Genomic DNA, 13,539 nt, shown 5'->3' on the forward strand with positions numbered 1-13,539 from the left:
GTAATAGGTAATAGGTAATAGGTAATGGGTCAGTCTTGGACGAAAAAAATGCTTGGATGTGCTAGACAGCGGTAAGGTGCGCATTGCGTACCCTACATATAAGTAAGGTGCGCATTGCGCACCCTACATATAAATGTTATGCGACGTAAATTCTGTACCAATTACCAGTTACCAGTTACCAGTTACCAGTTACCAATAACCAATGACCAATGACCAATGACTAAATTACTAACAGCAGAAAAATGACAGAAAATAAGGAAAATAAGGAAATTGTTTTTCGCAATCGAGTTGTTGACAAAGGTCAGCTCAAAAAATTAATCTCTTGGTCGTTCATGAACTATGGAACGGCCCGCACGGCGCAAATGGCCGACAAACTCAAAGACTTGGGTTTTCGGTTTGCGACCAGAGCGGGAGTTTCAATTAGTGTAGACGACCTGCAAGTACCGCCAATCAAACGGCAACTGCTCGAAGCAGCCGAAGAAGAAATCCGGGTAACTGAACAGAAATACACCAGAGGCGAAATCACCGAAGTCGAACGCTTCCAGAAAGTAATCGACACCTGGAACAGCACCTCAGAAGACCTCAAAGACGAAGTAGTCAAGAACTTCCGAGCCACAGACCCCCTCAACTCGGTGTACATGATGGCCTTCTCCGGGGCGCGCGGGAACATCTCCCAAGTGCGGCAGCTCGTCGGAATGCGCGGATTGATGGCAGACCCCCAAGGGGAAATCATCGACTTGCCAATTAAAACCAACTTCCGAGAAGGCTTGACCGTTACCGAGTACATCATTTCCTCCTACGGAGCGCGCAAAGGCTTAGTAGATACCGCCCTCCGCACCGCCGACTCGGGCTACCTAACTCGCCGCTTAGTAGACGTATCCCAAGACGTAATCGTCCGCGAAGTAGACTGCGGAACTCAGCGGGGAATTCGCGTCCGCCCCATGACCGACGGCGCTACCGTGCTGATTCCCCTGAAAGATCGTCTGCTGGGGCGGGTTTTGGCCAAAGATGTGGTGGATCCCAAAACCAAAGAAATCGTGACTTACGGCAGCGAAAGAGCTGTCCGCAACCAGCCGATTACCGAGGAGCTGGCAGGGGAAATCGGCAAGTCGGGAGTGCCGGAAGTTTATTTGCGATCGCCCCTAACCTGCGAAGCCACCCGTTCCGTTTGCCAGTGCTGCTACGGCTGGAGCCTCGCCCACCTGCAAATGGTGGACATGGGAGAAGCGATCGGGATTATTGCCGCCCAGTCGATCGGCGAACCGGGAACCCAACTCACCATGCGTACTTTTCACACGGGCGGGGTGTTTACTGGAGAAGTCGCCAAACAAGAACGGGCACCCTTTCCCGGCACCGCCAAATTCAAGAACTTGCGTACCCGCCCCTTCCGCACCAGACACGGCGAAGAAGCCCTCGTCGCCGAAAACAACGGCAAACTCGTATTCGAGGGCGAGGGCTACGAAGAAGGCAAATCGGGAGCTAAAAATCAGAAGCTGAAAGTAGAATTCGCGATCGTCCAAGGTTCCACCCTGATGGTCAAAGACGGACAGCGCGCCGTCCCCGGACAAGTTTTGGCAGAAGTGCCGATCGTCGGGCGCGCCGCCCGCAAAACCACCGAAAAAGTCACGACGGACGTAGCCTCCGACTTAGCCGGAGAAGCCAAATTTGCCGACTTGGTGCCGGAAGAAAAAACCGACCGCCAAGGCAATACCACCCGCACCGCCAGCAGGGGCGGGCTGATTTGGATACTTTCGGGCGAGGTGTACAACTTGCTCCCGGGCGCGGAACCTGCCGTCAAAAACGGATCGAAGATTGCAGCCAACAGCGTCATCGCCGAAACCAAACTGATCTCCGAACACGGCGGCGTAGTCCGCATCGCCGACGAACGAGAAATCGAAATCATCACCGCTCAAGTGCTGCTAGACCAAGCGATCGTCCGCGCCGAAAGCGCCGGCGGCCGCGACCACTACATCATCGAAACCGCCTCAAACCAGCGGTTTTCCCTCAAAACAGCGCCCGGGAGCAAAGTCATCAACGGCGAAGTCGTAGCCGAACTGCTCGACGACAGCTACCGCACCGCCACCGGAGGCATAGTCAAATACGCCGGAGTCGAAGTCCACAAGCGCGGCAAAGCCAAACTCGGCTACGAAGTCGTCAAAGGCGGCACCCTGCTGTGGATTCCCGAAGAATGCCACGAAGTCAACAAAGACATCTCCCTGCTGCTAGTAGAAGACGGCCAGTACGTCGAAGCCGGAACCGAAGTCGTCAAAGATATTTTCTGCCAAACCAGCGGCGCGGTAGAAGTTACCCAGAAAAACGACATCCTCCGGGAAATTGTGATCAAGCCGGGAACCCTGCACTCGGTCGATCGCCCGCCGCTCACCTTGGGCGAAGGTCAAATAGTCAGCGCGGGTCAAGAAATCTTCCCCGGCTTGATTGCCGAAGAATTGGGCTATGCCGAATACATCGAAACCCCCGAAGGCCCGGCCTTGCTGCTGCGCCCCGTCATCGAATTCCCCGTACCCGACAAACCGCCCGTACCGAGCCAAACCGCCCTCAACGAGTCGATCGCCCTCAAAGCAGTCCAGCGCCTCCCCTACAAAGACGGAGAGCGCGTCAAATCCGTCGAAGGACTCGAACTGCTGCGGACTCAGCTCATCCTAGAAATCGGTTCCGGGGCGCCGCAACTGGCAGCAGATATCGAACTCCTGCCCGATGAGGAAGACGCCTTAGCTTTTGGAGCCGACGGTTCCGGCCCGGCTTGGGGCGACACAGGGGCGAACGCAGCCTCCCAAGAACTAACTTTAGTCGAAGGCGAAGAAGTTCCAGCTCCTTCTCGGATTTTCCGCTTGCAGCTAGTGATTTTGGAATCGCTGGTAATTCGGCGGGACGTATCGGCAGATCCGACCCAAGGCAGCACCCACACCAGGCTGCTGGTAGAAGACGGACAGTCGATCGCCGCCGGTGCAGTAGTCGCCCGTACCGAGATTCTCTGCAAAGAAGCGGGGATCGTCCGGGGCATCCGCGAAGGGCAGGGCGAACCCATCCGCCGGTTGTTAGTCATGCGCGATGCCGATTCTGTCACAGTTTCAGTAGCGGGTACGCCGGAGGTGAGCCCCGGTCAATTGCTCGTAGCCGGTACAGAAGTAGCGCCAGGAGTGATTCTGGAAGAGTCCGGTCAAGTCGTGAAAGTTATACCTGCCGACGGTACCGGAGAACAAGCCAAAATAGTTTTGCGGGTAGCCCGCCCTTACCGCGTCTCGGGCGGTGCAGTGCTCCACGTAGACGACGGCGACTTGGTGCAGCGCGGCGACAACTTAGTCATCCTGGTGTTTGAGCGGGCCAAAACTGGGGACATCATTCAAGGTTTGCCCCGGATTGAGGAACTGCTGGAAGGGCGGAAACCGAAGGAGGCTTGCATCCTGGCCAAGCGCCCGGGAACGGCTCAAGTGGTCGCCGACGACGATGTGGTCGAACTCGCCGTAGTAGAAGACGACGGCCGGATCGAGCAGTATCCTTTGTTACCTGGCCAAAACCCGATCGTCTCCGACGGACAGCGCGTCGGCGTCGCCGAAGCTTTGACCGACGGGCCCGCCAACCCCCACGAGATTCTCGAAGTATTTTTCCAAGTCCTCAAAGAGCGCCAGCCCACCTTCGAGGCTGCTTTGGAGAGTTTCCAGCAGGTGCAGACTTTCCTCGTCAACGAAGTGCAGTCGGTTTACCAGTCTCAGGGCGTGGACATATCCGACAAGCACATCGAAGTGATCGTCCGCCAGATGACCAACAAAGTGCGGATGGAGGACGGCGGCGACACCACCATGCTCCCGGGCGAGTTGGTGGAACTGCGGCAGGTGGAACAGGTGAACGAGGCGATGTCGATTACCGGCGGGGCGCCGGCGGACTACACTCCGGTGCTGCTGGGGATTACCAAGGCTTCGCTCAATACCGACAGCTTCATATCTGCTGCTTCCTTCCAAGAAACGACGCGGGTGCTGACTGAGGCTGCGATCGAGGGCAAGTCCGACTGGCTGCGCGGCCTCAAGGAAAACGTGATCATCGGCCGCCTGATTCCTGCGGGTACTGGGTTCAACGCCTACGAGGATGCCAGCGTTCAGGATGCGGGTTTTGACGGTGCCGTGTTTGACGACGACATCCAGGATTTGCAGGAGGATGTGGTGTTGGACGATCGCACTGCGCGCCGCAAGTATACGATCGAGAGTCCTTTTGATGTTGGCCGCAGTTCTGATGTTGACTCCGAGGACGATTTTGAGGAAGTTGAGGTTGATGAGGACGATTTTGTCCCTGATACTGATGATGATTCCTTAGGGGCGATCGTCGATGAGGATGATGATGATATCGGTTACGACTTCGATGAGGACGAAGACTAAAACGAGTGTTTTGAGATAGATTGCCGCGCAGCCAGCGAGCCTGAAGTGCGCGGCAATTTTTGAGAAATCCTCCGAACCAACAGGCGCCAGCGTTGGTTCGGAGGATCTTAAATTTTTGGTCTCAAAACTTAAAACTCAAAATTCACAGCCGAAAGTGCGATCGGCACATCTAATATCATGTACGGTCGATTACCAGTAATAAAAACGGTTTGTAGTGTGGAATGCGAGTCCGCTCTTTTTGCGGACTCGCATTCCACACGTGCGTACTATCTTATGCGGGTAGATCGAGCGGACACGATATAATCGCTAGAAAAAAGAAGGCAGAAGATATTCAGCCGCAGGCATGAATCTGAATTCAATAAAACTTGAAATTTAAAAATTTTAATTGTTTGAATTAACCGACAATTAAAATTATTTCTTCCTTGTAATACCAATTTTAAAATTTATGCAACAGTAGTTGTAGGGTGTGGAGCCACGAAAAATTCATAGCTGCATACCGACAATTTGACCGATCGGCACCTGGCCGCAATGCTCTTACAAACAAACACAACATTTAGTGTGCTGCAATTTTTTGTCAAAATGCTATTATAAACACGGTGGCATTTTTCAAGCCAGTCTGCGAAAATAACTATTTGTTCAGATGTAGATTTAAGTACGAATTCCTAGGTTAGATTGAACACTAGGTCTTTAAGAAATATCAAGACGTTTCTCAAAAAGTCGATCGAATAAAAGCCGGCCACTGAATAAGGGGCGAAGACGCCAAGTTTTCGGTAAAATACCGCTAACCCAAGCGTATTGAACTACAAACTTCGCGGCTTCCCTCCGTTACATTAGTTACACTCTTACGATGAGGAATCCGTTGCTGAACTTCCTGCTTCAAATATGGTGCGCTCACTCAGGGAGCAAGGCTTTAATCCGATCGACAAACTCTTGATGGTCTACTACAGGTTTAGAGATGTAACCGTCGGCACCGCTTTGATCCAGAAAAGTTTCTCTATCACCGGCCATCGCGTGAGCCGTCACCAATATAATTGGCAGCGAGGCCGTTTGCGGGTCAGCTTTCAGCAGTTGAGTAATCTTAATGCCGTCAACAGATTTTCCCTGGTACACGCTGCGCGAAAGAGACACGTCCATTAAAATCAAATCAGCAAGGCCAGCAGCAGCAATCTGCATCACCTCTTCTACATTTTCCGTGTGCTTGACAGCTAAGCCCCCCCGCTTAGTCAGTATTTTGGAAAAAACCCGAGCATTGACCAAATCGTCCTCTACAATCAGAACGGTTTTCATAAATAAATATGGGAAGTATGCAAACTTTGCGACATGAGTCCAAAGAGGAACACGGCACGGGGACTAGATTCCCCGTCAAAAATGCAGAGTTTTTAGCGCCATCAGCCGGGAACCCTGCAAAACCCGCATATATTCCTTGAGCGACTACCGTGAGAGGGTGTACAGATGCCCAGAAGCATCCATTACCATCAATTAGACTACTACATAGACAATACTTCGGACAGTTTTAGATCTAATCGAGGATCTCAAACCCTTGATGGCTATAGGGATGACTATTTTTTCAATCTTTAAGTAAGCGCCTGAGTTTCAAAAAATCATTAAAAATGCAAGGGCTTACGCTGTAACGCTTACAGAGTCGTTAAAAAACTGTCCGAAGTATTGACATAGAGACAGATACATTTAACCCGGTAGAAGCTGAAAATCAACCTCTACTGTGTATGGCACAATTTGGTAAGATGCAATCTTACGCCTTTGTGTCGCGGATCTGTCACAGCCTTTAACAAAATGCTAAAAGTGCCATTTATATCGCGCCCGATGCCATGACCGCAAGAAGGACAAACTGTGAGTTAGCCTTCTAACTTTTTGTGGTTCTGTCCATACTTTGAACAGGTTTTAGATGTATATTTTTCAGTCAGGTCTGCTACAATACATCCGCGCTTAGATGCGGAAATGCTTCAACGTATAATAGGGTTAACCTATTGATATTACTACAATCTATCACAGTCTACTAGAATATTCCAAATAATTGTCTACCTTGGATAGAGTGTTTAGTTGTTTTTTAGAACTAGACCTGACACTGACGCTCCTCTCATGATTCCCCGGTAGCAAGTTTTTAGTAACCTGTTGTCGATTTAAATTGCATATTTGAATTTTCTATTCCCCTTCACGATCGCATTTTCCCCCCAGGACTAAGAATCTCCCTCTCCCTGTCGAACATAACAGACAATCTCGGGGTTGCTGCTGCTTATCCTGTCTTTGGGTCAAGGCTCCGACTTGTACCTTTTTAGATTTTAGATTTTAGATTTTAGACTGGCCGCGATCGATCGGATAGGGGTTTGGAGGTGGACTGGGGTTGACTGCTGCTGCATTACTTTTTGGTAACTGCTATGAGAGTCCCGGAGCCTTGACAATTATTTTCTTTCTTGCTCTTAGAGTCAAGCAATGTTTATTGACCTACTCGGGCCCCCGCATTCGGAGTGACGAATATAACGGGGATGGTTGAGGATTCGCCATTCTGGGTTTTGACCGCTGGAGACTGCTTAAAAGATAGACTCTTTGGTCGCGATCGAGCTAGTGTCAGAGGCTTGAGAGTTCGCCCGGAGAGATTTTGACGGCGCCCAATTCTGAACGATCGGCCTTTGTGAGCGATTATAAGGAAAAGCATGACCGCGAATCAACCTTCTCGCGGCGGGCGGTAAATCGACAGGTAGGCGCAAAGGTAGGCAACATAGACGTTAGTGTAAGAGTAGAGAGTAAGAGGCAAGTGTTGCCCGTCTTCGGCACTCTCACCAGTGCTTTCACCTGTTAAATTTATTTTTCTCCTCTCGCGCTCGCGGTTTGGTCGAACTTTCGGTTCGCTGCACCAGCAAACGCTTTTCATTCGATACAGGCAACCTGAGCATGATTGACCCCGCCCAAAAACGGGTACCGTGCCCCCCACAATCGTCGTGGAGATCCCAAAATTTTAGATCGTAGTTCCTACTCCCTGATTCAAAGCTGCGAGTAAATCTAAAATCTAAAATCTAAAATCTAAAATCTAAAATCGACTGACAGAGGCTGTCTTCACTCAGGAATTAACGGACATAAGGACTCATGGCTAAACAACTAAACCTACTTTCCGGGCAAGTAATTTCTACGCCTCTGCACGCCGAGATGCAGCAATCGTACCTCGAATATGCCATGAGTGTGATCGTCGGGCGAGCTTTGCCTGATGTCCGCGACGGTTTAAAACCGGTGCACCGTCGAATTTTGTACGCGATGCACGAACTCGGTTTAACACCAGACCGACCTTACCGCAAGTGCGCCCGGGTGGTTGGAGATGTTTTGGGAAAATATCACCCCCACGGCGACCAATCGGTTTACGACGCTCTGGTACGCATGGTTCAGGAGTTTTCGAGCCGCTATCCTTTGCTTGCGGGTCACGGCAATTTCGGTTCGGTGGACAATGACCCGGCTGCTGCGATGCGCTACACGGAAACGAGGCTGGCATCGATCGCCCACGAAGCCATGTTAACCCAAGTCGGCGATGCAACTGTTGATTTTACTGGCAACTTTGACAATTCGCAGCAGGAACCGACGGCGCTACCTGCTCAGTTGCCGTTTCTGCTGCTCAACGGCTGTACTGGCATTGCTGTGGGCATGGCTACTAATATCCCGCCGCACAATTTGGGCGAGGTGGTAGACGGTTTAATTGCTTTGATTGAAAATCCGGAGATCTCGGACGAGAAGTTGATCGAACTAATTCCGGGCCCGGATTTCCCAACCGGAGGGGAAATCGTCTCTACAGAGGGCATTATTGATGCCTACACTAAGGGTCGAGGTAGCATTGCGGTCAGGGGTGTGGCTGGGGTGGAAGAAGTGCCTGGGAATCGCAAGGTACGGACTAAAACGGCGATCGTCGTGACGGAGTTTCCGTTTCAGGTAAATAAGGCGGCTTGGATTGAAAAGGTGGCGGAGTTGGTGAATGCCGGCCGCTTGGATGGTATTTCTGATTTGCGCGATGAGAGCGATCGCGAAGGCATTCGAGTTGTAATTGAGCTCAAGCGAGAATTTACTCCTGAAGCAGTTCTGGCTCGTCTTTACCAACAAACTGACCTGCAAACAAATTTTGGCGCGATTTTGCTGGCAATTGTCAACGGTCAACCCCGACAGTTGACCCTCAGACAATTGTTGCAGGAATTTCTGGATTTCCGAGAATTAACTCTTACCCGCCGCTACAATTACGAGTTGCAGGCAGCAGAACGCCGCTGTCACATTGTCCAAGGCTTAATGTTGGCTTTGACAAATCTCGATACGACGATCGACATTCTCAGAAATGCTCCTGACGGTTCTACGGCTAAGCAAACTTTCCAAGTTCGACTCAATTTGAGCGAAAGTCAATCTGATGCGATTTTGGCGATGCCGATGCGCCGGCTGACTGGTTTGGAAAGAGAAAATTTGCAGTCTGAGTTGGATGAGCTGACGGGTAAAATTCAAGAATTGCAGCGGTTGTTGAGCGACAGGCGCGAATTTTTGAAGGCTTTGAAGAAGGAATTGCGATCGCTCAAACGCAAGTATGCTGACGAACGCCGCACTAAATTTGCCAATGGAACCGGACGCGCGAAAACCGCCCAAACACAACCTGCTGGCAAGAAAAATGCTGGTGTGAAGCCTTTGTTGCCGGCAATAATTTCGCCTAATTTATTGCCCGATATTGAACCGGAGGAAACTATTGTTGAATTTTCGCACAAGCAGTACGTGCGACGCTTGCCCGCTGGGGAACGTCCGCGCTCGAAAAGTCGCGAAAAATCGGTTTCGGCTTTAGAAAAAAATGAAGATTTTATTGTGACGGCAAACCTCACAAAAACCGATCGCACTTTGGTCGTCTTAACTCCTAACGGCAAAGCTTATCCGCTGAAAGTCGCCGATATTCCTAGTAGCAGCCAAAAAGACCGGGGAACGCCGATTGTCGGTTTGTTGTCGCCCAGTGCTACTAAAGAAAGTGCCGGTCGCGCTTTTTCGGAAATCACAGTTGCACACTTTATTTTGCCGGAAAATTCGGAGGCTGCGGATTTAGTAACTCTGACTCAACAAGGCAAAATAAAGCGCTTGCCGATGCAGGAATTTGCTGAGTTGACTAATCGCGGCGTGACTGTTGTTAAACTCAAGGAGGACGATCGACTCCGCAATGCTAGTCTAAGCAAAGTTGGCGATCAAGTGGTCGTCGCAACTTCGGGAGGCCGAGTCCTCCGCTTTGATGTCGATGACGAACAACTGCCGCCCATGGGCCGCACCGCCCAGGGTTCTCAAGTCACCAGGTTGCGGAAGCAGGAACAGTTGGTGGGTTGTATTACGATCGACCCGGAGGACAGTCTGGTGCTATTTTCGGAGTTGGGTTGGGCTAAACGAATGCCTGCGGGTTCTGTCAGGCTTACTAACCGCGGCGAAATTGGCACTCAAGCTTTTCGCTTTGCTGAGCCTAAGGATGCTTTGGTTGGATTGCTGCGGGCTGTTGCGGGTACGGATGTTAAACTTTTTACTAATTCTGGCCGCCTGCTGCGATCGCAGGCTGATGCTATAGCTTTTTGGGGGAAGGATGCTCCGGGCGATCGGGTTTTTGACCTCAATCCTGGTGAAAGAATTATCAAGGTTATCAGCAGTCAGTAGTCCTTGGGTATGGGGCATGGGGCTCCGTGGGCATGGGGCTCCGTGGGCATGGGGCTCCGTGGGCATGGGGGAATTAATCTGACTTCTGACTTCAACATCCATCCGTTAAATGATTTCAATTCTGTACACTGCTCGTTACCGAACTTCCTCCTTCAATATGCCAATTGCCAATTACCAAATTAGTCCTGGATGTAAAAAGAGGTTTGACGCGCGAATTATAGCGGTAAGGTGCGCATTGCGCACCCTACATAGGTCGGTTGTGCATAAGTTCTAAAATCTAAAATCGTCTGATGGCGCAAGTTGTATTAGAAAATATCTACAAAAGTTTTCCCCTGGGCCAAGGAGAACAGGAAAAAGTAGCAAACAACATCGCCCCAAGCGTCTCAACAGAGACTCCTAGCTCTTCGTCTAACACTGTTTTGCGGCGGATTAACCTGACCGTCAAAGACGGGGAATTCATGGTGTTGGTGGGGCCTTCTGGCTGCGGAAAAAGCACTTTGCTGCGATCGATCGCTGGTTTGGAAGTTTTGACAGCCGGTAATATCTGGATTGGCGATCGGCTCGTTAACGATTTGCCTCCTAAAGACCGAGATATCGCTATGGTATTTCAAAATTATGCTCTCTACCCTCACTTAACAGTCTACGATAATCTCGCCTTTGGATTGCGCCGCTCACAGAAGGAAGAAGGTACGTCCGCTTCTTTTGTAACGGATGTAACGGATAGAAGGAAGAGGGAAGAAGGAAGAGGGAAGAAGGAAGAGGGAAGAAGGAAGAGGGAAGAAGGAAGAGGGAAGTCGGGAGAAGAGAAAGACGCAGAAAAAACAAGCAGGGAGAAGGTAGAAAAAATTAGGAATCAAGTAAAAGAGGTGATTAATTATTTAGCTTCTCATACTGTAAACAACGAGCGAATATATACTTTAGGGGAGGACTTTTTAGTGGGAACAACTCGCAAGCTTCCTCTCGGTTTGCGCTATTTGTCGGAACGGGAAAAGGCGGTAGGAGAACGAGTCCGGGCGGTAGCTCAATTATTGCAAATAGAACCGCTTTTAAATCGCTTACCGAAACAACTTTCGGGAGGACAAAAGCAGCGGGTGGCTTTGGGTAGGGCGATGGCTCGAAATCCCGCAGTGTTTTTGATGGACGAACCGCTATCAAATCTTGATGCGAAGTTGAGAGCGGAAACTCGATCGCAAATTGTGCAGTTACAGCGGCAATTGGGCACTACCACTATTTATGTGACTCACGACCAAACTGAGGCGATGACTATGGGCGATCGCATTGCGATTATGAATGCTGGCCAGCTTCAGCAAGTCGCTAAGCCTCTAGAGCTTTACAACAAGCCGGCGAATCTGTTTGTGGCTGAGTTTATCGGTTCTCCGCCGATGAATTTTTTGCAGGTGCAGTTTACCGCCCCGCTGTTGATTTCTCACCCGCAATTTCGCTTTACTTTGCCCGATATTTGGGCGAAAAATCTACAAAAATATGACGGGCGAGGCCTCATTTTGGGCATCCGCCCGGAACATCTGAGCATTCACCCTCCTGCTACCAAAAATCTGTCGGTACAAGTGGAAATTGTGGAGGCTTTGGGACACGAAACTTATTTGCGGGTGTGTTTGACTGAGGATCCGGCTGTGCGGATGCAGGTGCGGGTTCCTCCTGAGCGATCGATCCGTGTTGGTGAGGAGCTTTGGCTGGCGATCGCCCATGATAAAATTCACCTGTTCGATCCTGATACCGAATTGGCGATTTTTCCTCGGTAGGTAAAATCACAGCGATCGTTGTTACCGAAATCACATTCCACAAACTTGCTTTTTTTTCAAGTGACTGTTATATTAATTTACATAAGCCTTACAAAAGTTAACGAAGAGAGTTCATACTATGCAAGAACAAAAACGCAACGCTTGGAACTGGGGCTTCAGCGAAGGAGCTGAAAATTGGAACGGTCGTTTAGCAATGATTGGTTTCTCTGCCGCTGTCATCATTGAATTGGTTTCCGGTCAAGGCTTGCTTCACTTCTGGGGTCTGATCTAATTTTCTAGTTAAGATTTTCAGACACTGCAAAGGTTGGGAGTTCCATCAGGGACTCCCAAAATTTTGCCCAAGCGATTTAAGCAGCCCAATTTTGGCACGGCGATCGACTCGCAGCAAATAGCGAATTGCAGCCGTGCATTGAGCAGTACAATGTTTAACAGCGAGCGGTCTTTTTGGGATAGGGGGTTCCACCCCAAAAGAGTAAATCACTCTTTTGGGTGATGCGACAGAAATGCTCTAGCGGATATATTCTTTTAAGATGCTGTTGCGATTGGGATGGCGCAACTTCCGCAGGGCTTTAGCTTCGATTTGGCGAATCCTCTCGCGAGTGACGTTAAAGATTTGACCAATTTCCTCCAAGGTCTTCATCCGTCCGTCGTCTAAGCCGTAACGCAGCCTCAGTACATCCCGTTCTCGGGGGCTGAGAGTATCCAAAACGCTTTCCAAATCTTCCCTGAGCAAGTTCTTTGAGACTTGATCTTCTGGCGTTTCCCCGTCAGATTCAATAAAGTCTCCCAGGCGCGAGTCTTCCTCTTTGCCGATCGGAGTTTCTAAAGAAATTGGCAACTGTGCAGATTTAGCAATAAAGCGCAATTTCTCGATCGTCATCTCCATTTTGGTGGCGATTTCTTCTTCCGTAGGCTTGCGGCCCATTTCCTGAGAAAGCAGCTTGGTAGTTTTCTTGATCCGCGAGATGGTTTCGTAAAGGTGAACCGGGAGGCGGATAGTCCGGGATTGATCGGCGATTGCTCTGGTGATGGCTTGACGTATCCACCAAGTTGCGTAGGTGGAAAACTTGTAGCCTTTTTCGTGATCGAATTTTTCAGCGGCCCGGATCAGACCCAAAGAGCCTTCTTGAATCAAATCTTGGAAAGACAAACCGCGATTCATGTACTTTTTGGCGATCGACACCACCAAACGCAGGTTTGATTGCACCATCTTCTCCTTGGCGCGCCGCCCGACGTGGAGTCGGTGACGGAAAGCAGGTAGTGCCATCTCTACAGCAGTAGCCCATTCGTTGTCTTTGGGTTCGCGGTCCAACTCTTCGAGAAGTTGTTCTCGAACTCGCTCTAATTCCAGCAAATCTGCAATCTTGCGGGCGAGTTCAATCTCTTCGTCAGCTCGCAACAGTCGAATCCGACCGATTTCTTGCAGGTAAAGACGAATAGAGTCTTCAGTATAATGCTTTTTCTTTGCCTGAGCCCGACGGCGGGCTTTCGCGCCTTTGCCAGCTTTAGTGTCGTCCTCCTCAGATTGAGAGTCTAGAAAATCTTCTCGATCGTCTTCTTCGTCGATAAAGAGTTCCAACTCGCTTTCCGGTAGAACGCTTTCGGCGTTCCTAAGCAACTCGATTGTTTCCATTGTGGGTGTAATTTTGGTTTCGAGTACGGTGTTAGCCTGGATCATGCCGCCTTCCTCATGCTCCTGAATTAAAGAATAAATAACAGTGGAATAGTGTCTGTTTGTA

General features: G+C 50.1%; 7 protein-coding genes. 4 read left to right on the forward strand and 3 right to left on the reverse strand.

The window, feature by feature from the left end; translation table 11 throughout:
* Positions 1–242 precede the first annotated feature (242 nt).
* The gene (locus JGK39_RS06210) at positions 243–4,388 is read left to right on the forward strand and encodes a DNA-directed RNA polymerase subunit beta'' (protein WP_293251209.1); all 4,146 of its coding nucleotides are present in this window, start codon (positions 243–245) and stop codon (positions 4,386–4,388) included.
* An 891-nt stretch (positions 4,389–5,279) separates the two neighbouring features.
* Here the strand turns inward: JGK39_RS06210 and JGK39_RS06215 are convergent.
* Entirely contained in the window at positions 5,280–5,675 is a 396-nt protein-coding gene (locus JGK39_RS06215) for a response regulator (protein ID WP_293251211.1), read from the reverse strand.
* 1,393 nt (positions 5,676–7,068) lie between these two features.
* Positions 7,069–7,275, reverse strand: coding sequence for a hypothetical protein (locus JGK39_RS06220; RefSeq protein WP_293251213.1), 207 nt, complete (start codon positions 7,273–7,275; stop codon positions 7,069–7,071).
* A gap of 212 nt (positions 7,276–7,487) precedes the next feature.
* Here JGK39_RS06220 and JGK39_RS06225 point away from each other — a divergent pair, with 212 nt between their 5' ends.
* From JGK39_RS06225 to JGK39_RS06235, 3 genes are all read left to right on the forward strand, one after another.
* Complete coding sequence (locus tag JGK39_RS06225) at positions 7,488–10,040, forward strand: DNA topoisomerase (ATP-hydrolyzing) (RefSeq protein ID WP_293251215.1); 2,553 nt, start codon at positions 7,488–7,490, stop codon at positions 10,038–10,040.
* A gap of 419 nt (positions 10,041–10,459) precedes the next feature.
* On the forward strand, positions 10,460–11,800 hold the full coding sequence (locus JGK39_RS06230; RefSeq protein WP_366048792.1) for an ATP-binding cassette domain-containing protein: 1,341 nt from the start codon (positions 10,460–10,462) through the stop codon (positions 11,798–11,800).
* A 118-nt stretch (positions 11,801–11,918) separates the two neighbouring features.
* Positions 11,919–12,071 carry a chlorophyll A-B binding protein gene (locus tag JGK39_RS06235; RefSeq protein ID WP_106150125.1) on the forward strand — a complete coding sequence of 51 codons (153 nt, stop codon included), beginning with the start codon at positions 11,919–11,921 and terminating at the stop codon, positions 12,069–12,071.
* Positions 12,072–12,308: 237 nt separating this feature from the next.
* On the opposite strand, the gene rpoD is transcribed toward JGK39_RS06235, so the two are convergent.
* The gene (gene rpoD / locus JGK39_RS06240; protein WP_293251219.1) at positions 12,309–13,478 is read right to left on the reverse strand and encodes an RNA polymerase sigma factor RpoD; all 1,170 of its coding nucleotides are present in this window, start codon (positions 13,476–13,478) and stop codon (positions 12,309–12,311) included.
* Positions 13,479–13,539: the final 61 nt, after the last annotated feature.

Source organism: Microcoleus sp. PH2017_12_PCY_D_A, assembly GCF_020738565.1.
GTDB lineage: Bacteria > Cyanobacteriota > Cyanobacteriia > Cyanobacteriales > Microcoleaceae > Microcoleus.

Coding starts and splice junctions, on each gene's coding strand:
- JGK39_RS06235 (WP_106150125.1), top strand. CDS start 11,919: ATGCAAGAACAAAAACGCAACGCTTGGAACTGGGGCTTCAGCGAAGGA.
- rpoD (WP_293251219.1), bottom strand. CDS start 13,478: ATGATCCAGGCTAACACCGTACTCGAAACCAAAATTACACCCACAATG.
- JGK39_RS06215 (WP_293251211.1), bottom strand. CDS start 5,675: ATGAAAACCGTTCTGATTGTAGAGGACGATTTGGTCAATGCTCGGGTT.
- JGK39_RS06210 (WP_293251209.1), top strand. CDS start 243: ATGACAGAAAATAAGGAAAATAAGGAAATTGTTTTTCGCAATCGAGTT.
- JGK39_RS06225 (WP_293251215.1), top strand. CDS start 7,488: ATGGCTAAACAACTAAACCTACTTTCCGGGCAAGTAATTTCTACGCCT.
- JGK39_RS06220 (WP_293251213.1), bottom strand. CDS start 7,275: ATGAAAAGCGTTTGCTGGTGCAGCGAACCGAAAGTTCGACCAAACCGC.